This is a genomic window from Streptomyces sp. x-19 (genome assembly GCF_046549115.1).
Taxonomy (GTDB): Bacteria; Actinomycetota; Actinomycetes; order Streptomycetales; family Streptomycetaceae; genus Streptomyces; species Streptomyces albulus_C.
The window spans coordinates 57,949-79,719 of the sequence record NZ_JAJPWK010000008.1 but is presented as its reverse complement, the minus strand read 5'-3'; the positions used below and the strand labels follow the sequence as shown (position 1 = coordinate 79,719).

At 69.3% G+C, this 21,771-nt stretch carries 20 protein-coding genes and 1 pseudogene; 9 read left to right on the top strand and 12 right to left on the bottom strand.

Annotation, left to right across the window (positions count from 1 at the left end; all coding sequences use genetic code 11):
* Positions 1-14: 14 nt before the first annotated feature.
* The 9 genes from ACLJT4_RS20835 to ACLJT4_RS20795 form a co-directional block, all read right to left on the bottom strand.
* Positions 15-1,274, bottom strand: a complete 1,260-nt coding sequence (locus tag ACLJT4_RS20835) for an acyl-CoA dehydrogenase family protein (protein ID WP_411123929.1) — start codon at positions 1,272-1,274, stop codon at positions 15-17.
* On the bottom strand, positions 1,271-2,821 hold the full coding sequence (locus ACLJT4_RS20830; protein ID WP_411123927.1) for an AMP-binding protein: 1,551 nt from the start codon (positions 2,819-2,821) through the stop codon (positions 1,271-1,273). Before ACLJT4_RS20830 ends, ACLJT4_RS20835 begins: the two co-directional genes overlap by 4 nt.
* Positions 2,814-3,470, bottom strand: a complete 657-nt coding sequence (locus ACLJT4_RS20825; RefSeq protein ID WP_411123925.1) for a helix-turn-helix domain-containing protein — start codon at positions 3,468-3,470, stop codon at positions 2,814-2,816. The genes ACLJT4_RS20830 and ACLJT4_RS20825 overlap by 8 nt, the downstream gene beginning before the upstream one ends.
* A 99-nt stretch (positions 3,471-3,569) precedes the next feature.
* Positions 3,570-4,091, bottom strand: coding sequence for a gamma carbonic anhydrase family protein (locus ACLJT4_RS20820; protein ID WP_411123923.1), 522 nt, complete (start codon positions 4,089-4,091; stop codon positions 3,570-3,572).
* Between the two features lie 81 nt (positions 4,092-4,172).
* Entirely contained in the window at positions 4,173-4,631 is a 459-nt protein-coding gene (locus tag ACLJT4_RS20815) for a MaoC/PaaZ C-terminal domain-containing protein (RefSeq protein ID WP_411123921.1), read from the bottom strand.
* On the bottom strand, positions 4,628-5,902 hold the full coding sequence (locus ACLJT4_RS20810) for an MFS transporter (RefSeq protein WP_411123919.1): 1,275 nt from the start codon (positions 5,900-5,902) through the stop codon (positions 4,628-4,630). Before ACLJT4_RS20810 ends, ACLJT4_RS20815 begins: the two co-directional genes overlap by 4 nt.
* A gap of 50 nt (positions 5,903-5,952) precedes the next feature.
* Positions 5,953-7,164 carry an amidohydrolase family protein gene (locus ACLJT4_RS20805; RefSeq protein WP_411123917.1) on the bottom strand — a complete coding sequence of 404 codons (1,212 nt, stop codon included), beginning with the start codon at positions 7,162-7,164 and terminating at the stop codon, positions 5,953-5,955.
* Complete coding sequence (locus tag ACLJT4_RS20800; protein ID WP_411123915.1) at positions 7,158-8,519, bottom strand: MalY/PatB family protein; 1,362 nt, start codon at positions 8,517-8,519, stop codon at positions 7,158-7,160. The genes ACLJT4_RS20805 and ACLJT4_RS20800 overlap by 7 nt, the downstream gene beginning before the upstream one ends.
* An 872-nt stretch (positions 8,520-9,391) precedes the next feature.
* Positions 9,392-9,754 carry a hypothetical protein gene (locus ACLJT4_RS20795; protein WP_411123913.1) on the bottom strand — a complete coding sequence of 121 codons (363 nt, stop codon included), beginning with the start codon at positions 9,752-9,754 and terminating at the stop codon, positions 9,392-9,394.
* A 1,475-nt stretch (positions 9,755-11,229) separates the two neighbouring features.
* On the opposite strand from ACLJT4_RS20795, the gene ACLJT4_RS20790 reads away from it, so the two are divergent.
* Both ACLJT4_RS20790 and ACLJT4_RS20785 read left to right on the top strand, forming a co-directional pair.
* On the top strand, positions 11,230-12,006 hold the full coding sequence (locus ACLJT4_RS20790) for a hypothetical protein (RefSeq protein ID WP_411123911.1): 777 nt from the start codon (positions 11,230-11,232) through the stop codon (positions 12,004-12,006).
* Positions 12,007-12,030: 24 nt separating this feature from the next.
* Complete coding sequence (locus ACLJT4_RS20785; protein WP_411123909.1) at positions 12,031-12,705, top strand: hypothetical protein; 675 nt, start codon at positions 12,031-12,033, stop codon at positions 12,703-12,705.
* 116 nt (positions 12,706-12,821) lie between these two features.
* On the opposite strand, the pseudogene ACLJT4_RS20780 reads toward ACLJT4_RS20785, so the two are convergent.
* Positions 12,822-12,923 (bottom strand): annotated as a pseudogene (locus ACLJT4_RS20780) (IS5/IS1182 family transposase); the annotation flags it as partial.
* 636 nt (positions 12,924-13,559) lie between these two features.
* On the opposite strand from ACLJT4_RS20780, the gene ACLJT4_RS20775 reads away from it, so the two are divergent.
* From ACLJT4_RS20775 to ACLJT4_RS20765, 3 genes are all read left to right on the top strand, one after another.
* On the top strand, positions 13,560-14,309 hold the full coding sequence (locus ACLJT4_RS20775) for an NDP-sugar synthase (RefSeq protein ID WP_411123907.1): 750 nt from the start codon (positions 13,560-13,562) through the stop codon (positions 14,307-14,309).
* 12 nt (positions 14,310-14,321) lie between these two features.
* Positions 14,322-15,188 carry a TIGR03620 family F420-dependent LLM class oxidoreductase gene (locus ACLJT4_RS20770; RefSeq protein WP_411123905.1) on the top strand — a complete coding sequence of 289 codons (867 nt, stop codon included), beginning with the start codon at positions 14,322-14,324 and terminating at the stop codon, positions 15,186-15,188.
* 215 nt (positions 15,189-15,403) lie between these two features.
* Complete coding sequence (locus ACLJT4_RS20765; RefSeq protein WP_411123903.1) at positions 15,404-16,642, top strand: bifunctional folylpolyglutamate synthase/dihydrofolate synthase; 1,239 nt, start codon at positions 15,404-15,406, stop codon at positions 16,640-16,642.
* Between the two features lie 487 nt (positions 16,643-17,129).
* Here ACLJT4_RS20765 and ACLJT4_RS20760 read toward each other — a convergent pair whose 3' ends face one another.
* Positions 17,130-17,297, bottom strand: a complete 168-nt coding sequence (locus ACLJT4_RS20760; protein WP_411123901.1) for a hypothetical protein — start codon at positions 17,295-17,297, stop codon at positions 17,130-17,132.
* Between the two features lie 62 nt (positions 17,298-17,359).
* Between ACLJT4_RS20760 and ACLJT4_RS20755 the strand changes: the two genes are divergently transcribed.
* From ACLJT4_RS20755 to ACLJT4_RS20745, 3 genes are all read left to right on the top strand, one after another.
* A complete protein-coding gene (locus ACLJT4_RS20755) occupies positions 17,360-18,001 on the top strand; it encodes an HAD family hydrolase (RefSeq protein WP_411123899.1) in 642 nt (213 codons plus the stop codon).
* Positions 18,002-18,083: 82 nt separating this feature from the next.
* Positions 18,084-18,689, top strand: a complete 606-nt coding sequence (locus ACLJT4_RS20750; protein WP_411123897.1) for a hypothetical protein — start codon at positions 18,084-18,086, stop codon at positions 18,687-18,689.
* Entirely contained in the window at positions 18,686-19,039 is a 354-nt protein-coding gene (locus tag ACLJT4_RS20745) for an ASCH domain-containing protein (RefSeq protein WP_411123895.1), read from the top strand. Before ACLJT4_RS20750 ends, ACLJT4_RS20745 begins: the two co-directional genes overlap by 4 nt.
* A 765-nt stretch (positions 19,040-19,804) precedes the next feature.
* Here the strand turns inward: ACLJT4_RS20745 and ACLJT4_RS20740 are convergent.
* Positions 19,805-20,365, bottom strand: coding sequence for a TetR/AcrR family transcriptional regulator C-terminal domain-containing protein (locus ACLJT4_RS20740; protein WP_411123893.1), 561 nt, complete (start codon positions 20,363-20,365; stop codon positions 19,805-19,807).
* A 79-nt stretch (positions 20,366-20,444) separates the two neighbouring features.
* Between ACLJT4_RS20740 and ACLJT4_RS20735 the strand changes: the two genes are divergently transcribed.
* Positions 20,445-21,695: an FAD-dependent monooxygenase gene (locus ACLJT4_RS20735; protein WP_411123891.1), complete on the top strand. Its 1,251-nt coding sequence runs from the start codon at positions 20,445-20,447 to the stop codon at positions 21,693-21,695.
* The last annotated feature ends 76 nt before the right edge of the window (positions 21,696-21,771 follow it).

Genomic DNA, 21,771 nt, shown 5'->3' with positions numbered 1-21,771 from the left:
TGGGGGTGTGGGGGTCAGGATCGGGGGAGGCCCAGGCCGCGGGTCGCGATGACCCTTCGCTGGATCTCCGTGGTGCCGCCGAGGAGCGTGGCGGCCACCGCGTCGAAACGCATGTGCGCGAACGCGGTGGCCGTCGGGGCCGTGCTGCGCTGCCACAGTTGTGCGTAGGGGCCGAAGGCACGGGCGCCGGTGTGGGCGAGCCGCTGGTGCAGTTCGGCGCCGAGGAGTTGGCTGACCGACGCCTCGTAGCCGGGCACGGCGCCGGCGGCGTGCCCGGCGGCGGTGCGGCGCGCCACCGCGTACTGCGCACGCACCTCGACATAACGCCGGGCGATCTCGTGCCGGAGGACGGCGGTGTCCGCGCGGACGAGCTCCTGTCCCTCGGCCGAACGTAGCTGCCTGATCAGTCGCCTCAGCACCTGCTCGAACTTCACGGGGGCGCCGATGCCCGCGCGTTCGAAGCCGAGTGCGGCCATTGCCACGTACCAGCCCTCGTCCTCCTCGCCGACCCGCTGGGCGACCGGGACGCGTACGTCGTCGAAGTGGATCTCGGCGAACGGGCTGGCACCGCGCATGTCCTCGATCGGGCGGATAGTGACGCCGTCGCTGGTGGCGTCGATGAGCAGGAAGGTGATGCCCTTGTGCCTGGGCGCGTCCGGGTCGGTACGCACCAGGACGAACAGCCAGTCGGCGTGCTGGGCCGACGAGGTCCACACCTTCTGCCCGGTGACCCGGTACGCCGCGGACCCGGCCGGGCCGGCCGGCTCACGGACCGCCGTGGTGCGCAGTGCGGCCAGGTCCGAGCCGGCGTCCGGCTCCGAGAAGCCCTGGGCCCACACCGTCCGGCCGCACGCGATGCCCGGCAGATGGGCCCGGCGCTGCTCCTCGGTTCCGAACTCCAGCAGTGTCGGGCCGAGCAGCATCGCCCCGATGCCGTTCACGGTGGGCACCTCGGCGCGCATCATCTCCTCGCGGAGGATGAACTCCTGCACCGGGGAGAGTCCGGCACCGCCGTACGCGGCCGGGAGGTGTGGGGCGATCCAGCCCCGCTCGGCGAGGGCCGCCGCCCAGGCGAGGGCGCCGGCGCGCCGCTCCGGGTCCGGGGAGCGCCGGTCGGCCGGCCAGTCGTAGCCCCAGACATCCTCGGGCTCCAGGCTGTTCTCGGCCTCCGGGTCCGGCCGGTAGCAGGCGGGGAAGCACTCCTTGACGAAGGCGCGTACCTCCTGGCGGAACTCCGCGTCCTGAGCCGTCTCCTCCCAGTGCGCACCGGTCACCGGGCACCGTCCCTGGGCAGCAGGTGCTTGGCCACCTTGTCGGTGGCGGTGCGCGGCAGTTCGTCGAGGAACTCCAGGTAGCGGGGGACCATGTGCCTGGGGAGCCGCTTCTGGCAGAACTCCAGCAACTCGGCGGCGTCCAGGCCGGATCCGGGGTGTGCGACGACGAACAGCTTCACGTCCTCCTCCTCCAGCTCCGACGGCACACCGACGGCGGCGCACTCCACCACGGCCGGGTGCAGATTGACCTCGCACTCCAGGTCGAAGGCGGAGATGTTCTCGCCACGCCGGCGGATGGCGTCCTTCATGCGGTCCAGGAAGTAGAAGTAGCCGTCGGAGTCGCGCCAGACCCGGTCGTCGGTGTGGAACCACAGGTTGCGGAAGCAGTGCGCGGTGGCCTCGGGAGCGCCGTAGTACCCGCTGGTGATGATGGACGGCTGCTTGGGGCGGAGCACCAACTCACCCGGCTCGCCAGGGCCGACCTGCCGGTCCAGTTCGTCCACGACGCCGGCCTCGAAGCGCTCGTGGTGTGCCTGGCCGCACGAGCCGAGCCGCCACTCGCCGTACGGGCTGCCGGTCGCGATGCCGGCCTCGGTGCTGGTGTAGCACTCCGCGGAGCGGACTCCGAAGCGGTCGTGCAGCGGCTTGTCGAGGGCGGACTTGCCCATGTAGAAGACTTCGAGGGGGTGGTCCTTGTCCCGCTCGGTCGGCTCCTGGTTGAGCAGCATGGGGATCATCGAGAAGACGCTCAACGCCACCTGTGCGTCGAAGCGCCGTACATCGTCCCAGAACCGCGACACGTGGAACCGGTCGGCGACGGCCAGCGGACTGCCGGACAGCAGTGCGGACAGCACGCCGTCCCACAGGCCCGCGGCGTGGAAGAGCGGCAGTGGGCAGTAGGCCGTCTTGCCCCACCGGTCGAGGAAGTCCAGCGAGTCCAGCGCACAGGCCAGGGCCAGCGAGTGGGAGACCATCGCGCCCTTGGACGGGCCGGTCGTCCCCGAGGTGTACATGATTGCCTGGAGGTCGCAGAACGACACGTCGGCGCGCGGGGTGTCGGCGCCGTAGGACAGCAGACTGGAGAGCGAGACGGCCGGCTTGCCCAGAGCCGTCAACGGCACCGAGGAAGCGTCATGGGTCCGTACGACGAGGTGCGCCAACCCGGGCAGACAGGGGGCGAGGGCCGACAGTTCCTCGGCGTACCGGGCGTCGATGACGAGATAGCGGGAGCCGGAGTCGGCCAGGATGCGGCGCAGGAGGTTGCCGCACAGGGCGGTGTTCACCGGAACGGCAACGGCCCCGAGGCGGCTCAACGCAAAGACGGTGTAGAGGAGTTCGGGGCAGTTGGGCAGCATCACCGCGACGTGCTCGCCGGGGCGGACGCCGAGGGATGCCAGGCCCTGGGCCACCCGGTTGGACATCTGGTGCACATGTCCGAAGCTGAGGTCGCCGTCGTGGAACCTCAGAAAGGTCTCGTCGCGGTGGCTCCGTGCCCGCGTCGCGAGCACATCGCCTATGGTCATCGACTCCAGTGCGATGTCAAACATCGGTGCCTCCGTCGCCACTGCCGTTCCGTCCTGCCGAACTCCCCACCGGGCGCGCCCGGTTCACGGGTGCCGTGCCGTGGAATTCCGGATCGTCCTCGCCGGGCCGGGACGGTCCGACCAGATCGGTGTCGCCTTCCCCGCCGTCGCAGGCGGTGAGGGTGTAGCCGCGCCCCCACGCCGTGCGGATCTCCAGTCGCAGCGGGGTGAGCCGGCGGCGGATTCTCATGATGTGGAGGTCGAGCGCGTTGCGACTGGCGTGGCGGTCGCCCTGGCACAGCCGCTTCCTGAGGGATTCGCGCGAGACGACCTCGCCGAAGTTGACGGTCAGCAGCCGGACCAGTTCCGCCTCGGTGGGGGAGACGGTCACGGTGCACGAGCCGCGGCGGATGACGCCGTTGGGATCGACCTGCGGAGCGTGGCGGCCCAGGTTGCGCGCCTGGAGCGTGGCGATACGGACCTGGATGTCCTCGTTCCTGGTCGGCAACCGGATCCAGTCCTCGCGGATGTCCGCACACACGGGTGCGTCGGTGCCCTCGTCGATGACCAGCAGCCTCAACTGCCCGGACTTCCGGCACCATTCCCGCTTGTACGTCTCCCGCGGCCAGCGGATGATCTTCACGCAGGGGTGACAGCTCGGACTGTTCAACATCGTTTCTCCTCGGCCATCCGCCGGTACCCCCGATCGTCGGTGTCCTGGAAAACCACGGTGCGGCGCGCCGCGGTCGGCTGGTCTGCCGGGGCCATACGGCTACACCACCCTGCGCAACGAGGTGCGGAACCGCCGGGCGGTCGCGACGTAGTCCTCGACGATGTCCGCGACGGAATCCATGGGAAACAGGGTGTTCTCCCGGTTCTTCGCCGGAACGCCGAGTGCAATGCAGCCGGTCGGCACATGTCCGTCGAAGGTGATGACGGCGCCCGCCGCGACCATGGCACCCGACTCGATCACCGCGGAGTTGAGCACGAGCGAACCCGACGCGACCAGGCAGCCGTCCCCGATCCGCGCGCCCTCGATATGGACCATGTGCCCGATCACCGTGCCGGAGCCGATGACGGCGGGCGTCTCGGGGGCCGCGTGAATCACGCTGCCGTCCTGGATGTTCGTCCGCGCGCCCACCTCGACTCGGCCGTCGTCGCCGCGCAGCACCACCTGCGGCCAGACGGACGCATGGGCGGCCACGTGCACATCGCCGATCACGGTGGCGTCGGGGTGGACATAGGCATCGGGATGGATCTGCGGTTCCACGTCGCCCAGGGCGTAAATGGGCATGCCGGAACGTTCCTTTCCGTCGGGGACGAGCGAGGGAGGGGAGGGGAGTCGGGCGAGGAAGCGGGACAGGGGAGGAAAGCGTCAGGCGTAGATGCGGTACACCACCTGGGCGACGCAGGCCGGTTTGGGATCGTCCTCGACCTCGACGGTGACGTCCACCAGCATCTCCATTGCCCCGTCCCGGACTTCGGCGACCGCGTCGACCACGGCGTGCAGCCGCACCCGCGCGCCGACCGGTACGGGACTGGGCAGTCGGAGCCGGTTCACGCCGTAGATCACGTTCATCCGGATCTCCTGGAACTCCAGCAGCCGGTCGACGAGCGTGCCCACCAGGCCCAGGGTGTGGAAACCGTCCGCTACGGGCCCGCCCAGCGGAGCGGCGGACCCCTCCCCGGTGGCGTCGGAGTCGTGGGTGTGCCCATGGGTGGCGTGCGCGAAGGCCGCCACATGCTCCCGGTCGACCGGTACCCACGGCGTCCGGCCCAGATCCGTTCCCGCGAGCCCCGCGAGCTCGGCGAGTCCGCACACGGTGGTCGTCATCGGCTCTTCCGTGCCTGGCCGTGCTGCTGCAACGGTGTTCCGGCCGGCTGTCGCGGACTGCGCGGTGGTTGGGCGTGCCGTCCGTCGCTCCCGCTGTTCGGGCGTGCTTCGGTCCTGCGGGGCTCGCGCAGTCGCCACGCCAGGGCGGCCGGGACGAGGAGGATGCCGATCAGGGTGGCGAGCACCGCGCGCACGCCCCAGGCATCGGCGAGCATGCCGAACAGCGGAGAGAGGAGCCCGCCGGCGGACAGCGTCACGCCCAGCGTCAGCCCGCTCGCGGTGCCGATACGGGTGGGGAGATAGTCCTGGGCCAGGGTCACCTGCGCGGCGAACGGGACGAACAACACCGTTCCGTAGACCAGCGCACAGACCAGCACCCCGGCGATGTTCGGCATGAGCACCATGCCGGCGACCGCGAGGACGGAGACGAGATAGCCGTAGCGCAGGGACGGCAGGCGGCCCCAGCGCTCGGCGCTCCAGCCGCCCGCGAGGGTGCCGACGACACCGCCCGCGGTGAACGCGGTCAATGCCACCGCCCCGGTCGCCGCCGAGACACCGAAGCGGCTGATCACATACGGCGCGGCGAGTGCGCCCATCACGACGTACGGAATCGACCAGAACACCGAGATGACGGAGAGCTTGCCGAACGCCCGCCAGTCATCAGACCTGCCGGCCTGCGCCGTTCCGCCGTCCACTGCCTGCGCGCGCGGGCCCGTCGCGGGGGCCACCCGCCAGAAACGCCGGACCAGACAGCAGGCCACGCCCATCGCGAGGGCGGGGAGCGCGAGCAGCCAAGTGCCCGGGATTCCGGCGCCGTTGATCACCAAGGTCACAAAGAGCGGGGCGAGGGCGACGCCGATGTTGCCGCCGACCGCGAAGACGCTCATCGACCGGGTGTCGCCACTGCCGATGACGCGTGCCGCCATGGCCCCCGACGGGTGGTACGCGGCCAGCCCGACCCCCGCCAGCGCCACGGCCAACCAAGTCCACACGTAGGTGCCACCCAGGCCGGACAGGCCCACGCCCATGCCCGCGGTGACCATTCCCGCCGGTATCAGCCAACCCATCGGCCGACGGTCGGCCAGCAGCCCGACCACCGGCTGTATCAGACTGGACAAGCCGGTGGCGGCGAGCGTGATCCCGGTGATCAGGGTGTAGCTGTAGCCGCGTCCTGCCTGTAGGAAGGGCAGCAATGCGGGGATCGCGCCCTGATACATGTCGTTGACCCCATGGGTCACGGTGAGTAGGCCCAGGTCTCTCTTGCTCTTCACAGGTCCCCCGTTGGTTGATGTACGTTCTCCGGTTCTCGCCTGACGTTGCGTCAGGCACGTTCCTCGGTGCCGCGTACGGGATACGCCTCGCCTCTGGCCACGACGAAGCGCACCGCACGCAGGACCGACAGATCGGCGCGTGGATCACCGTCGACGACCACCAGGTCCGCATCGAGCCCCGGCGCGACACGTCCGGTCGTGCCGGCCAGGCCCAGCGCACGGGCGGAGGAGACGGTGGCCAGTTCGATCACGCGCTCGGCGGGGAAGCCGAGCCAGGCATAGAGCTCCAGCATGCTGACGTAGTCGTCGAACACGGCCCGGGGGATACCCGCGTCGGTGCCCGTGATCAGGGCTACCCCGAGTTCGTCGAGCCAGCTCAACCGGTCGTAGAAGGCGCGGGTGGCGGCTGCCCCGTCCCGCGCCAGTTTGGTCCGCCAGTCATACCCGCACAGGGACCCGCAGACCGCGATTCCCTGTGCGGCCATCGACCGGGCGACGGCGGTGCGGCGGTCGACGCCGTCCGGTCCGTCCATCCACAGGCAGTGCTCGACGGTGCGCACCCCGGCGGCCACGGCCGAGGCGACGGCTGCCGCACTGTGTGCATGGGCGGCCACCGGAAGCCCGAACCGGCGTGCCTCGTCGACGGCCATGGCGAGTTGCTCGGTGGTGAACTGGGACTCCCACATCGCCGCGCCGCCCTCGGTGATGTGCCCGCCGCTGGCCATCACCTTGATCACATCGGCTCCGGCCTCCGCGTTGCGCCGTACCAGCGCCCGTAGTTGGGCCTCGTCGGCCACCTCGCCCCCCAGGAACCAGCAATGTCCGCCCGGAGGGGTCAACGGGGACCCCGCGGCGAGAATCCGCGGTCCCCTGACGCGGCCGGCGGTGATGGCCTCGCGCAGCCGGATCGCCGCGGCCCCACGGTCACCGAGGTCCCGGACCGTGGTCACCCCGCAGTCCAGCAGCTGACCGGCGCGCCCGGCCATGGCGTCCAGGAGCCTGGGCGTGGGCACCTCGCTCTCCAGCAGTGCCGTGAAGGGTTCGGCGCTCGCGTCGAAGCTCAGGTGCACATGGCCGTCGATCAGGCCGGGCAGCAGCGTGCCGCCGGGGAAGTCCCACCGGGCCACGGACGCGGGCGCCTGGGCCACGATCGCTTCGCGTGGGCCGACCGCAGCGATCTTCCCGTCCCGGACGAGGACGGCCGCGTCCGTGGTGCGTTCCCCGACGGGACCGTGCAGTAACTCACCCACCGTGATCAGCACGCGGGCTCCCCGGTCAGGGCGTGGGACAGGCCCTCCCTACCGGATCTGGTGCCTGAACGTGATGCAGCGTCAATGTCCGTACGGGTCAGCGCGCGAGGCGACGTGCACGCAGTGCCCGCCGCCGCATCGCCCGCCGCCAGGCCCGTTCCGGCTTCCACCGTCCCGGCCAAGCGATCGAGGAGCTGTTCCAGCAGCGGCGCTGACGTGGCGAAGTTGAACCGCACGAAACCGTCGCCGCCCGGCCCGAATCCCGGGCCGGAACCGAGCTCGACGGCCCCACGTTCCCGGAATCGGGCTGCCGGGTCCGCGCCCCACCCCAACGCCCGGCAGTCGAGCCAGGCAAGATAGGAGCCCTGCGGCGGATGGTGTCCGATCTGCGGCAGCCGCTCGGCCAGCCCGGCGGCGAGCCGGTCCCGCAGGCGCGTCAGATGCTCCCGAACGGCGGTCAGCCAGGCATCCCCTTCCGTCCAGGCCAGCAACGAGGCATGCACACCGAGCACGTTGGCGGCTCCGTACAGTTCGACGGGCTGGTCGTCCCAGGCCGCACGCAGCCGGGCCGGGCCCAGGTGCCCCACGGCGCAGCGGAGGCCGGCGAGGTTGAATGCCTTGGTTGCCGAGGTGAGCGTGACGGTGCGCCGCTCGATCTCGGGAGAGAGCGAGGCAAAGGGGATGTGGCGGTGCGGGGCGTGGGTCAGGTCGGCGTGTATCTCGTCCGAGATGACCAGCAGGTCGTTCCGTTCGGCGAGTTCGGCGAGTTCGAGAAGCTCGGCCCGGGTGAACACCCGTCCCGTGGGGTTGTGCGGATTGACCAGCACCAGGGCACGACAGCCGTGGTCCGCCACCTGCCGGGCGAGTTCGCCGGAGTCCCAGGTCCAACCATCGGGCCCGTCGTGCAGAGGAATCGGGAGGAGCCGTCGCCCCAACCGGGCGAGGCCCTCACGGAAGGGGCCGTACACGGGGGTGTGCACGGCTATCGCGTCACCGGGTTCGGTGCCCAGATGGACGGCGAGATGAACGCCCTGGGTGACGGTCGCGAACTCCCTGACCGGTCCGGGCTGCGGGTGCCAGTCGAATCGCCTCGCCATCCGCTCGGCGAAGACCTCTCGCACCGGGCTGCCGTCCGGCCAGTACGGATAACCGAGGGCGCCGCGGCCGAGATACCGCCGCAGCCCCTCGCGTATCGGCTCCGCCACGGGGAAGTCCATCTCGGCCAGCCCGGCCGCCAGCACGTCGGGGGCCGTCTGCCGCCACTTCTTCGAACCGAAGCCGGAGCGGAGAACGTCCGGGTCCACCGCGTCGAATACGTCCAAGGGCCTCGACGGCGAATCGGACGCGCCGATCTCCCTCGCGTTCATGTTTTCCTCCCCCGGTCCGTGCCTGTGCGCACGGGGTGCAGTACGGCACGTCACCGCGCCGCATATGCGTACGGCCCTTCGCCCCCCATTGGTTGAATTCACAATTTACTTCGCAAGTAACGGGGCGAAGCGGTTGCGCGTACATCGGTCACGGCGGACGCTAATCGATCGCCGTCGCGCAGCACAGGGAATATGGCAGAGATCTGTCAAAGGTAAATAGAACTTTAACTGCTGACACTTCGACAGCGCTCCAGGCCCAGCCGGTCGAACGGGGAGGATGTCTGCTCGCTTTGCGTCCCCGCCGCCTCCCTCCCGGCCCCCTGACCTGGCATTGCCGGACGATATTCCGTGCCTGCGGGGCGGTGAAACACCGAGAGCCGGTCTCTCTCGCCGGCTCCAAGCGGAATATCGGCGATGCACCCCAAATCCACTTCTCAAGGCCGAATTCCAGACGAAACGCAAAAGCGACAGCCGGGTCTTTTTTCGGGATGCGGGTGCGGGTGCGGGCGTGGGTGCGGTGCGGTGCGGCCGGTAGCTATGGCTGACCTGAAAGGAAGTTGCGGACGGGGACGGCCCATTCCTCCGGCTACTCCCCGGGCGGTCCGGGCCGACGACGGTGTGGTGCGCGGCCGGTACGTCCATGTCGGGCTGTAGCCGGCGTCGATGCCTTCGCCGGCGTCATGGGCAAGCGGTAGGCCCGGCTTTCGGACCACTGTCGTCCGGTCGCCCCTCCACCTTTGCCGCGCGCTGCCTGGCTGCCTGGCCACACTCCGAGGCCGGCCCGGCCTCTGGCCCTGCTGTTAGGGACTGCTTGAGATCTTGGGGCGGGGCAATAACTGATCGCTTCAGATTGAGAGGTGCAGGTTGGGCGGTTACCGGTCATCGAGGCGTTGAAGGATCTGCGTGAACTCGCCGTTCTCGAGCATGCCAGTGAGGACTTGGGTCATGTTGGTGATGCCGGCATCGCGGACGATGAGGCCGTCCGAGATCCAGAAGTAGCGGCCTGCGAGGGCTTCCCCGCTGGCGGCCCATCGCTCCATGAGGAGCTCGATCTGGGCGAGGGTGATGATGGTCGCGTTCCACCGGGAGCCGTCCTGGAGGTCCACGAAGACGTCGACGTTGTCCACCAACTCCACGTCCTCGTCGGCACTCGGCAGGAACGCGGCCTCGAACTGCTCTGTGCGGACGCGGTACCAGGGGCCGTCCCAGTTGCCCGGCGCTGTGCTGTGGCTCATCGGAAGAGTGTGCCGGCCTGATTTGCCCTCCTCAACTGCTCTGCCGGACCCGAGTCGTAACCTCGGGGAAGGGGCCTCGTTGTGCAGCGGAGGGCCCGCGGGAGGGGAGGCGTGTATGGCCTGGATCTGCCCATTGTGTTGCAGTGCCAACGGGGTGCCGTTCATCAAGAGTCCACCTGATGGCCTGCATCCCCTTCCGTGCTTGCACTGCAAGCGCAGTGTCTCCGTGGCGCACGCGCCTATGGCTGAGCTGGTGGCCTCCGCGCCGTGCGGCACTGGCGGTTGTACCGGTGCGGTCGTTGACCGTTTTCGGTATGGCCCGCAGGCTCAACTCGTCGCGGTGGATGAGGGATGCTGCACGTCATGCGGCATCCGCAAGCCGCGGGAAGCGCCCCGAACGGGACGGTGTCTGCCCTCGCCCGGTCCCAGGGGACACCTGCCCTTGCGGGCCGACCGAGTGGGTATAGAGGAGAGCTGAGGAAGTAACGATGACTCCTGCCTGCCCCGCCTGTGGAAGTCCGATGCGGCTGAACCACGCGACCGTACAAGTACCCGCTGGCATCTGGTGGGTGTGCTGCGACCAGTTCTATCGGCGCCACGAAGGCGAGCGCGAAATGCCAGCCGATCACCCACTCAAACGGCTGGGGGTCGTCAGGTGAGCGACCGTCACAAAGGAATGGAGAAGACGAACCGCCCGAGAACATCACCTTGCCGGGGTCCGGTGCTCATCGCGACGATGGCGACGAGTAGCTGAAGGCAACCAGGGACGAATTCTCCCCTCTGGTTGCCTGAACTGCGTCGCCGGCCGCCTACGAGGAACAGATTCGGTTCTGATCCACTTCTTGTGGGTCAGCGGCGCGGCGTCACGCAACCAGTGCACCGATCCTCGTAGGCCGACCTCGCAAGGGCAGTCGGAGAGTGACTGTGCACAGTCATGGTCGGGACGCGCTCCTCGGCACCGCGCATACAGCGACCGGGGCCTGGTCGTGTTCTTCGACGGCGCTGGCATCGCCGCCCCTGGGCGGGACGGTGATGATTCAGCCGAAGGTCGCCTCAAGGAGCCGGTGACGATGCTCGCCGACCCAGAGGGATCGGTGTTCTCCCTGGTCGTACCCCCAATGTCGGCTTGACGCCGCCGCCCGCGGCCGCGGTACCCGGGAACCGCCGAGGTCCAGGCCCATGACAGGCACGGGCTCGGCGGGCCGGCCACGCGTCCGCGCGCACCTGTCGTGGTGCGGGCCGACGGTCTCCTACCACCCGTGCCAGGACGACCGCTGCTCCGCTGCTCGGCCACGCGCGCAGATTTGGCAGGCAGGAGCCTCTTGTTCCCATGGCCGGTTCTCTATGACCCATCTGGGCCAAATCGCTCTGTCTGCGGTGCCGTGGTGCGAATGGTGACGAAGATTGCCCCCAGCGTGTATGGCCGCCGATGTCGGGCGCCTACGCCGTCCTTCCCGAATCCGCAGAGGAGTGCCGTGGCCACCGATGACCGCGAATTACTGCTGAGCCGCAATCCGGACAAGCGCGCCCTGAGCGAGAAGATGCACCGCCTCGGCTTCGGAAGCTATTACGACTTCCCGGAGAAGATCCCAGCCATCAAGTCGACCGAAGTGCCCGCCAACCACTGGAAGGACCCCGTCGGCAACAACAGCGACGGCTACGGGGTCGTCGGCAACTGGAAGGTGATGAGTTACTACCGGGGAGTGCCGGCCTACGTCGGGGACCCGGTCTTCAACGACACCCCTGACGACGCCTCGATGACGGTGGGCGGGTCCCGGACCATCGGCTCGGAGTACACCTTCGGTGTCGAGTACTCGGCCGAGGCGGGCTTCTTCGACCTGGTCAAGGTTTCCACCACGTACTCCTTCAGCGCCAGTTGGAGCGAGTCGACCACCTTCTCCCAGTCGATGACCGTGAACATCCGGCCGGGCTGGGTGTCCTGGATCGAGGTCTCCCCGGTGGCCCGTGTCCTCGACGGCGACTTCGTCTACCTGCGTGCCGCCTCCGGCACCCGGAAGATCGGCAAGTTCAGCGGCGTCATCGAAGCCCCCGGCATCGAGGGCAACTTGAAGGACCTGTACACCCTGCGCTCCACCCCCATGACCGACGCCCTCGCCTCCGAGGTGCGCGCCCTGGCCGGCCAGGGCGAATCCGCAGCGCAGGCGGTCGACGGCGGTGGACTGCGCTTCCCCGCCGAGCTCCTCTCCGACGACCTGCGCACGCAGGCCGAGCGGCACGACCTCGACCACTGACCGGAACGGGCCCAGGAGGCGAAGATGAGCACCGACGACACCGCCCGCCCCGCAGATCCGGCCGCGATCGAGGTGGACGACGCCCAGCGCGCAACCAAGGACGACGAGTCCGGGATCCTGTCCAACCAGCACTTCATCCACTACAAGGACAAGGACAACACCAAGCGGCGGCTCGCCGCCAACATGCCGTTCCTGCTCTACTGGTGCAAGGGCACGGGGGACACCTACTATCCCGTCGGCCTGTGGGACAACAAGGATTTCTCCCCCAAGAACTCGGTGGACAAGTCAGGCATCGTCCAATGCCGTTTCGTGACCGCCGACGGGGACCTGGACAACCACACCGTCAAGGACGCCGAGTTCCAGTACCGCGTCGGCAACGGCTCGTGGTCCCGGCCGGTCCAGCGCAAGGGCAAGTACCATTACATCGCCCACTCCGGTTCCAGCAACACCATGCGCAAGATCAACAACTGGAACATCTATCCGGAGCAGATCCGGTTCGCGCTGCGCTTCGACATCTCCGGCGTAGGCGACTCGTGGATCTCCGAGGACGAGTACACCGGCTCGATCCGGATGCGAGACAGCACCGGCGACCGCGCCTGGCTGGCCGCGGTCCGCCACGGCACCACCTGGGACGACCCCTTCGGCAGCAAGGCCACGTTCGCCCCACGCTCCTGGAACAACGACCTCGGCAAGGGCTGAACCGTAGCCCACCCACCCCGCGTGATCCGCCCCTGAACGACCGCGCCACGGGCGTCGCACCGCACCGTGCTTGTCCGCCCGGCCTGTACCAAGGCCGGGCGGACATCACGCACGACGTCGTGGTGGCCGGCTCCTGCCAGGACTCTGGCGAGCGGGATTCCGTGGTCGTCCGCCATCCTTTGGCGTTTCAGGCCCTGCTTGCCGCGGTCGTTCGGGGAGCACCTGGTGACTTCGCTGGCCGAGCGGTTGCGGGCGGGGCCCTGGCTCGTCGCTCGCGGTCCGGCTGTTCGCATGGCGCGTTCTCGCCGGACTGTCTGCCAGCCGCTGCCGCCCGCCGTCCAGCTGCCATCGCCCGTTCGCCCGTTCGCCGTTGGCTCCGGCCTGCTGCCCGGCCGTTGCCCGTCGCCTGTTGGTGGACGTCGCGCCGTGCCTGCGGACCGCGCCTACTGGATCGACGAGGGCGGCACCCCGGTCGCGAAGAGTGAGGGCGGCCCCGGCCAGAGCTGGACGCTCACCCAATGGAAGTCCTCTGGGTGGCGCCATCGGCAACATCCTCGGCCCCTGACACAGCGCTCACCCCCCCGTAGCCCGGCCACCAGCCGGCCGGCTGGTCGTCGAGTTGCGGGGGTCTGGTCGTTGCTCGGACCGTGGCTCGGCTCGGGCCCGACCTCCCGCGAGAGCCTCTTCGCCATCGACCACAACGGTCCCCACATGGGTCCACCAAGTGAGACGCCTCGCTCGAAGGCCCCAGACGCCGCCTTGGATGCCTTGCTGGGCGTTCGTTCCCAAGATCGGATCGGGACACGGGGACTTGGTGTTCCAGGAGGAACAGGCGCGGCGTACGCTACGTGACCATGTCGCGACTCACGGATGGTGCGGGCGGGGGAGGCACCGGCCTCGGCGCGGTGCGGCAGGCGGTCGTCCTGGCCGGCGGCTTCGGCAGCCGGTTACGGCCACTGACGCGGACCCGGCCGAAAACGATGGTCGAAGTGCACGGCATTCCGATCCTGCGCCATCAACTCGACTGGCTCGCCGAGTCGGGCGTGGAACAGGTCGTCGTCTCCGCGGGACACCTGGCGCCGGTGATCGGCGACTACCTCGCCTCGCGCCAGCTGCCGCTGCGGGCGGACGTGGTCGCCGAGGAACGGCCCCTGGGCCGAGGTGGCGGGCTCAAGTTCGCATGCGCCGCCCTGGACTGGCCCGACGAGCCGTGGCTGGCGCTGTACGGGGACATCTGGACGCGGTTCTCGCTCGCGGGGATGTTCGCCCACCACCGGCGTCACGCCGCGCTGGCCACGGTCGCCCTGCCTCGCCCCTGGTTGCCCAGGGGCAGCGTCGACTGTGACGAGCGGGGCCGAGTGACCACGCTCGTCTCACAGGCGCCACCGCCGTTACGGGTCAATGGCGGCGTCTACATCTTCGACCCGCGCGTTGGGGAACTGCTGCCCGACGAGGGCGACCACGAGGAGGGCACCCTTCCTCGGCTGATCCAGGCACGGCAGCTGATCGGCTATCTGGTGGACGGTCCGTGGCGGGCCATCAACACACCACGCGATCTGGACGACATTGAACACGAACTCGCATCGGCTACGGATGACGGGTAGAAGAGAATCGCCATGCTGCTCGGACGGATCGGTGTATGGAGCGTGGGACTGACCCACGGGGACCGCGGCGAAGCGCGAGAGGCCGCAGCGGAGTTGGAGGCACTCGGGTACGGCACGCTGTGGCTGGGCGGCACCCCCGGCCACAACCCGCAGCCGGATCTCGCTGCGGCGGCCGAAGTGCTGGCGGCGACTGGACGGGTGGTGGTAGGGACCGCCTGTCTCTCGATCTGGGCACACCCTCCGGACCGGCTCGCCGCAGCCTACGACGCACTGCCCGCCGCCGACCGCGCCCGACTGGTCACGGGCCTGGCGGTCAGCCATGCCCCGTTCACCGCGCACTACCGGCAGCCGCTGACCGCCATGCGCCGCTATCTCGACGCTCTGGACGCCGGCGGCACCGGTCCGCCGCCTTCCGCACGGCTCATCGGCGCACACCGCCCGCGGATGACGCAGCTTGCCGCCGCCCGGACCGCCGGCACCCAGCCCTATCTCGTAGACACCAGCTACACCGTGCGGGCCCGTGCGCTGTTGGGTGCGGGCCCGCTGCTGGCGCCGGTGCAGACCGTGGTCCCGCTCACCGACCCGGTCGCGGCCCGAGCAGCCGCGCGCACCGTGCTCGCGCCCTATCTGGCACTGCCCAACCTCACCCGGACCTGGCTCGACTCCGGCTTCACCGAAGCCGATCTCCAGCACGGCGGTAGAGACCGTCTCGTCGACAGGCTTGTCGCCTGGGGGGACACCGAGCGGATTACCGCCCACGTCACCAGTCATCTGCGGGCCGGTGCCGACCACGTCGCCGTCCACGTTGTCACCGAGCACCCCCGAGCCTTCCCACGCGCCGCTTGGCGCGACTTGGCCTCGTTCCTTCCGACCACCTGACGAGATGCTGCCGCCTGCGGGAGCGCCGCGGGTACGGGCCTCGTCCATGGCGGTCCCTGCGGCGGATCCTCCCTGCGTACGGCAGGAGAGGGGCTCCGCACGTTTCACCTGCACATCAATCTCGCGGAAAGGCGGCACAGTTGGTAGCTGAGGAAGACCTGGCCTGTCAAGAGATCATCGGTCGGTACCAGTTCAACGGGGCAGGCGCCGGTGCGATGCCGCAGCTTCTCCAAGCCCTCGGTGACCCGGGACGGCACCTGCGAGGCATGACCGTCACCGGCACGAACGGGAAGGGATCGACCTGTGCGTTCGCCGTCTCAGCGTTGGCTGCGGACGGACTGCGGACCGGAAGTATGCCCAGCCCGCACCTCCAGCGCGTCACCGAACGCATCCGCATCAACGGGACGCCCGCCTCTCCCGCCGCATGTCACCGAGCGTTCCAAAGGGTCGATGAAGCCCTCAGGCGTACGGGGCTCGTGGTCAACGCAGGAGCGGTCCATGCCGCCGCAGCCGCAGTCCATTTCGCCCTCTCGGGAGTGGACTTGGCCGTCCTGGAAGCGAACATCGGCGGCCGACGCACCGCGGTCAACTGCTTCGACACAGGAGTGAAGGTCATCACCGGAGTGGGACTGGACCACCAGCACCTGCTGGGCAACACCCTGGGCGAGATCGCACGCAACAAGGCCGGCATCGTTCGGGACGGCGACCACGTGGTGCTCGGCGAGATGCCGGAGGAGGCGGCACAGGCCGTGGAAGACGTCCTCAGCAACCACGCGGGCGTGACCGTCTGGCGCCTCCACCAAGAAGTCCACTGCCGGCCGCGCACAGTCAGCGACGGGCGCACCGTACTGGAAGTGACCACCCCGCACGCCGTCCACCGGGACTTGACCTGTCCGCTCCGCGGCGAACACCAGCATCACAACCTGGCACTCGCCGTGGCCGGCATCGACGCGCTGACCGAACGCGGATCGATCCGCGCCATCCCGGAAGAGGCACTGCTCAGTGGCCTTGCCGCGACCCGCTGGCCCGGCCGCCTCGAACTCCTGGCACCGGCACACCTCGATTCCTGGACCGGCCGCCTGCTGCTCGATGTCGCGGACAACCACCAGGGTGCAGCCACCGTGGTCTCGGAAATCCTGCGGGAGTCCCGCGCCGCCGAGCGCACCGCCCTCGTCTTCGGCACCCTCCAGTACAAGAACGTGGAAACCATGCTCGAGCCACTGCCGGCGGACTGGCCGGTGGTACTGACCCGGCTCGGACACCCCAATGAAGCGGACCCGACCGACATGCGCAGCGCCCTGACCTCACGCAGAGAACTGCACGTACGGCAGGAAACCGCCGACGCCGTCCGCCACGCCACCGAACTTGTCGGGCCCGGCGGCCTCGTCACCGTTCTGGGAGCCCCCCTCCTGATCGGCCGGGTCCGTGACCTGTTCCAGCTTCCGCCCGGCTGATCGACTCGGTGGGTGCCGCCCTCACACCGACCGCTCGCGGCTGGAGTCCAGCTCCGGCTGTCGGCCGTCGCGACGCTGCGGGCCGGGGCGCCCGCGGGCACGACCGCCGGCGCCGGGCCGCGAGTTAGGGAAGCGGCAGAGGTGCCGCGCGGGCAACTGGTGCGCCCAGGCGGCTACCACCGGGCGAGGGCGGCGCGACCGCCGCGTGGCATCTGGTCCCCGACATCGGTCTGGACGAGGTCCGTCTGCGTGATCCGGCCTGGCGCTCCGGGCGGATCGGGCAGACCCGCCCGGCCGGGTACGGCTCCATGCCCCGCCGAGCGATCCGGATGCGCTGGTGTGCCGCCTCGACGGCGTTCCCTCGTCGCCGGGTCCCGGGCCGTCAACATCGCAGCCTGCCGCCCTCGTCCCGGACCGGTGCCGCGCCTGAACGCCCCTTCGTCAGGACGCCCCACCCTGCTTCGGCAGAGCGGGATGTCTTGACGGTTCAGTTCGGAGTCGAATGGAGATGAACGGAGTTGGCCCAGATGGCGAGCAACTCCTCGTCCTCTGCTTGTTCCCCGGGCCAGAGCGCACGCCCCGCATGGGCGGCCATGAACGCATGCATCCACGCGTTGGCCTCGGCCGTGGCGTCAGGGACACAGGTGGTCATCACGGCGCGCATAGTACGCCTGGCCACTGGCAATGGAGACCGGGGCGTCACCGTAGGCTGACCGCATGATCCGAGCTGTTGCATTCGACGTCGGGGAGACCCTGATCCGCGACGACCGTGGTTGGGGTGCGTGGGCCGATTGGCTGGGTGTGGGCCGGCACACACTGTCCGCCCTGGTGGGTGCAGTAGTCGCGCAGGGACGGGACAACGCAGACGCACTGCGTCTGGTGCGCCCCGGCATCGACATCGAGGCCGAGCGGGCAGCGATGCAACGGGCCGGCCATGGGGAGTTCCTCGACGAGTCGGATCTCTACCCCGATGTCCGGCCCGCTCTGCGTGCCCTCCAGCAGTCCGGGGTTCGCGTAGTGGTGGCCGGTAACCAGACGGCCAGGGCAGGGGAGTTGCTGCGCGCTCTCGACCTGCCGGTGGACGCGCTGGCCACATCAGGGGAATGGGGCGTTGCCAAGCCGGCCCCCGAGTTCTTCGCACGCACGGTAGAGCTGGCCGAGGTGTCGGCAGACGAGGTTCTGTACGTGGGCGACCACCCACAGAACGATGTCGGGCCAGCCCGTGCCGCCGGGCTTCGCACCGCGCACCTGCGCCGCGGCCCGCTGGGGCATCTCTGGGCGACCAGCGACGAGGCGCAGGCCGCGGATTGGCAGGTTCAGAGCCTGACCGAGTTGGTGGACGCGGTCCGTTCGGCATGAGCCGCGACTACACGGCCCGCCCGCGTCGTACGGGCGGGGCCGTTCGCGCTCCCGTTCCGTAACGGAACGAGTACGGTTTGGAGTGGCTGCACCGAACGGAAACCTTGCTCCGCGCTTCACGGCGATGTGCCCGGTCGGCGTCGCGTTCGTTGTGGGCACGCAGATCAGCGGCGTCCCTCATCTGGGTACCTCGCTCGTCCAGTCCCTCAGCTTCGGCGCCGCGGCGCGTGTCCGCGACCGCTTCGAGGTGCCCGTCAACGTGCACTTCGGCGCCTTCGACAACGCACCGCACGAGGTCGTGAGCGATGCTCCGCCGGGCCACGTCATGGTCAAGGGCGGCGACTGGGTGTTCGGCTCACCGCTCGTCGACTACGACATGCAGGCCGCCTGGCCGGGCGTGAACGGACGGCTTCCCGCCCGGCTGTTCTGCCCGCAGGTCGTCACCGACACCGGCGCGAAGCCGAGCAGGTCCCTGATCCGCGACGGTCGTGACCCTCGCGGATGGGGCCGACGCCTGGAGGCTCGACACCCGCATGTGGGCAGGCTCGTTGCACGAGTACGCCGGGGCCTGCTCCACACGGCCGAAGTGCTGCTGAGCGAGCCGAGGCACTTCTCCCGTTCGTACGCGGCCGGCGAACTCGGCCGCCCCATGACCGCGCCTGCGACAAGGAGCATCTCCGCATCATGACCGACACCACGACCCCCGTACACGAGCTGAACTTGTTCCGGCACTACTTCGACCTCGTCGCCGCTGGCCGGAAGAGCATCGAGGTACGCGTCCGGTACCCGCACCTCGAAGACCTCGCGGCTGGCCACCTGATCCGCTTCTGGATCAAGGGCACCGGGGAGACATGCGAAGCGCGCGTGACGCGAGTCGCCCGATACGACGACTTCGAGGCCCTGCTCGACGGTGAGGGGCCAGCGAACATCAACCCCATGGCCAGCCGTGAGCAGCAGCTCGCCGACATCCGGAGCATCTATCCCCCGGAGAAAGAGGCGCTCGGCGCGCTCGCCATCGGTATCGAACTCGTCGCATGAGCCGATGACCAACGCCCTCCAGGGGCCCGCCGCGCTCGTCCGACAACTGGACGAGCCGAGCCACCTGTTGAGCTCCACCTGACGCGTGGAGTGGGACCGCACCCCGCGTGATCCAGAGCGGCAGACCCTGGCGTGTCGCGTCACGCCCTATGGGACGTGGTACAGCACGCCCTACAGCACGCCCTATGACACGCCTTACGGCACGCTTTACGAATCCATGGGGTGTGGATCCGCACCGGTGTTGACGTGGTGTGGTGAGCGTGGTGAGTTCGTGCTCGGGTGCCTGACAACCCTCCGTGTGTTCCCCGACCTGGTGCTGATGGTGATGGTGGTGGGGTGGGTAGTGGACCGTGCCGTCGGGGCGGGGCATGCTCGCCGCGTGGCTCAGCACGATGCACGGCGGCCGCCGCACACACCGAGGTCGGTCGGCGGGCGCGTTGGTGGGACCGGGCTGCGGCGTGGGGCGTGGGGGACGGCGTCCCGGCCTTCCCGCTGGGGCGGAGCGAGAGCGAACGGGCTTCGGGTTGACAGTCCCGACACGGGTGCGGGCCCGCCGACCCGGTTGCGGACCGGGACGGGATCCGGACGAGGCGGTGGTCGACGAAGTGGACGTGCTGCGCGGCTCGTGGGGCGTGGCGGCCGACGGGTGGCATCGGCGTGATAGGGCTCGTTGAAAACGGCCACCCGCGACTCGGGGTGACCCCACACCCGCTCAGTGGATCTCCCCACCCATCTGGCGCCTGACGCGCGGGACCAGTCGACTCTCTACATCTCGGTACGGCGCACCAGGCCGTTCAGGATGAAGGCGAGGCCCGCCTCGAACGCCGACTCGTGGTCGATCACCGGCACATCGACCGGTAGATCAGCGCTGTCGCCGGGGCCGGTGTCTGCCTGCTCTTCCAGGACGCTGCCCACCGTGAAGCGGCTGGCGGCCAGCATCGCCATCTGCGCATCCCACTCAAGAACGCCGGAAGCCACGAGGAAATCCGTCTTGCGGCGGATCCGGTCGAGGTCACCGGTGGGGGTGCTGCCGGCGTGGAGCCGTGCGCCGTCCCGGTGCATCAGCAGGGTGCGCCTGAAGCTGCGCGTGTTGTCCGCGAACCAGTCGTGCCAATCGTCGCCGGGCGTCGGCAGGGGCGCGGTCGCATGGGGTTCCATCGCCGCCTCAGCCATGGCGGCGAGGAGGTCCTTCTTGGTGCGGAAGTACCAGTAGAGCGACGGCTGTTCCACGTTCAGTCGCTTCGCCAGCCGTCTCGTGCTGACGGCGTCCAACCCGACCTCGTCGAGCAGGACGAGCGCCTCGGCGATGACGGCCTCGCGGTTCATCTTGGTCACGTTGACAATCTATCGCTGATAGATGACTCTCGGAAGGAATCTTTCATTGATAGATTTTGGAGGGACGGGCATGGCGAAGGGACCGGGCAAGCAGCCCCTGCGGGTTCTCGTCGCCGGTGGTGGGATCGCGGGGCAGGCCCTGGCCTTCTGGCTCACGCGGGGCGGCCACCGGGTGACCGTCGTCGAACGCTTCCCGGCGCTGCGGGCCGCCGGGGCCCAGGTCGATCTGCGGGGGCAGGGCATCGAGGCCGTCAAGCGAATGGGGCTTCTCGACGCCGTCCGAGGCAAGCTCGTGGACGAGGCGGGCGTCGCCTTCATCGACGCACGCGGCAAGGCCAAGGCGACGATCATGGCCAACACCTCCGGGAAGGGCCGGCAGACCCTGACGTCCGAGTTCGAGATCATGCGCGGGGACCTGGTGCGCATCCTGCACGATGCGGCGAGGGACGACACCGAGTACGTTTTCGGCAAGAGCGTGGAGGGCTTCGAGCAGGACACCGACAAGGTCGTCACACATTTCTCCGACGGGTCGTCCGGCGCATTCGACCTCCTGATCGGCGCGGACGGCCAGGGATCGCGCATCCGGCGAGCGCTTCTCCCGGAAGGTCTCGACCCGTACTGGCGGATGGGCATCCACATGGCCTACTGGTTCGTTCCGCGCATCGCGTCCGACAGCAACATCCGGGACACCTACATGGTCCCGGGCGGCCGTCAGATCATGCGCCGCAGCCACAACCCGACCGAGACCCAGGTGTACTTCGTCATACGGGAAGAATCCGAGGAAGCCTCGGCGATCCACCGGCAACCCGTCGAGCGTCAGCAGGAGTTCTGGGCGAACAGGTTCCGCGACGCCGGATGGCAGACCGAACGCTTCATCGAGGGCATGAAGACCAGCCCGTTCTACTACTCCCAGGAGATCGTCCAGGTCCGCACCGACACCTGGTCCAAGGGCCGCGTGGTCCTGGCCGGTGACGCCGCGCACTGCGCCTCCCCCTACAGCGGTATGGGAACCTCCGGGGGCCTGGTCGGCGCCCACGTCCTGGCCGGGGAGATCAACCGACACCCGGGCGACCTGCCGACCGCACTGGCGCACTACGACCGCATGCTGCGTCCCTTCGTCGACGAGATCCAGGGCGAAGTCAACCCGCGCCTGCTGCGCCTGGGCATGCCGATGACCCAGCGCGGGATCGACACCTTCCAAGCCACCACCGCGCTGGCCTGCTTCCTCCACATCCCCGAACTCGCTGCGCGCCTCTCGAAGGAGGACCGCGGCGGCAACTGGCGCCTCCCCGAGAACCCGGCACCGGCCAGCACCGCCTGAAAGCGACTGCACAGTTCGCACCGACTGTACTGCTGGCTCGGCAGATGGATCCTCTTCGCGTGCAACATGCCCTCAT

What these genes read in the sequence shown, in the direction of transcription:
- ACLJT4_RS20830 (WP_411123927.1), bottom strand. Translation starts at nt 2,821, where the DNA reads ATGTTTGACATCGCACTGGAGTCGATGACCATAGGCGATGTGCTCGCG.
- ACLJT4_RS20825 (WP_411123925.1), bottom strand. Translation starts at nt 3,470, where the DNA reads ATGTTGAACAGTCCGAGCTGTCACCCCTGCGTGAAGATCATCCGCTGG.
- ACLJT4_RS20820 (WP_411123923.1), bottom strand. Translation starts at nt 4,091, where the DNA reads ATGCCCATTTACGCCCTGGGCGACGTGGAACCGCAGATCCATCCCGAT.
- ACLJT4_RS20815 (WP_411123921.1), bottom strand. Translation starts at nt 4,631, where the DNA reads ATGACGACCACCGTGTGCGGACTCGCCGAGCTCGCGGGGCTCGCGGGA.
- ACLJT4_RS20800 (WP_411123915.1), bottom strand. Translation starts at nt 8,519, where the DNA reads ATGAACGCGAGGGAGATCGGCGCGTCCGATTCGCCGTCGAGGCCCTTG.
- ACLJT4_RS20795 (WP_411123913.1), bottom strand. Translation starts at nt 9,754, where the DNA reads ATGAGCCACAGCACAGCGCCGGGCAACTGGGACGGCCCCTGGTACCGC.
- ACLJT4_RS20785 (WP_411123909.1), top strand. Translation starts at nt 12,031, where the DNA reads ATGAGCACCGACGACACCGCCCGCCCCGCAGATCCGGCCGCGATCGAG.
- ACLJT4_RS20775 (WP_411123907.1), top strand. Translation starts at nt 13,560, where the DNA reads ATGTCGCGACTCACGGATGGTGCGGGCGGGGGAGGCACCGGCCTCGGC.
- ACLJT4_RS20770 (WP_411123905.1), top strand. Translation starts at nt 14,322, where the DNA reads ATGCTGCTCGGACGGATCGGTGTATGGAGCGTGGGACTGACCCACGGG.
- ACLJT4_RS20765 (WP_411123903.1), top strand. Translation starts at nt 15,404, where the DNA reads ATGCCGCAGCTTCTCCAAGCCCTCGGTGACCCGGGACGGCACCTGCGA.
- ACLJT4_RS20755 (WP_411123899.1), top strand. Translation starts at nt 17,360, where the DNA reads ATGATCCGAGCTGTTGCATTCGACGTCGGGGAGACCCTGATCCGCGAC.
- ACLJT4_RS20745 (WP_411123895.1), top strand. Translation starts at nt 18,686, where the DNA reads ATGACCGACACCACGACCCCCGTACACGAGCTGAACTTGTTCCGGCAC.
- ACLJT4_RS20740 (WP_411123893.1), bottom strand. Translation starts at nt 20,365, where the DNA reads ATGAACCGCGAGGCCGTCATCGCCGAGGCGCTCGTCCTGCTCGACGAG.
- ACLJT4_RS20735 (WP_411123891.1), top strand. Translation starts at nt 20,445, where the DNA reads ATGGCGAAGGGACCGGGCAAGCAGCCCCTGCGGGTTCTCGTCGCCGGT.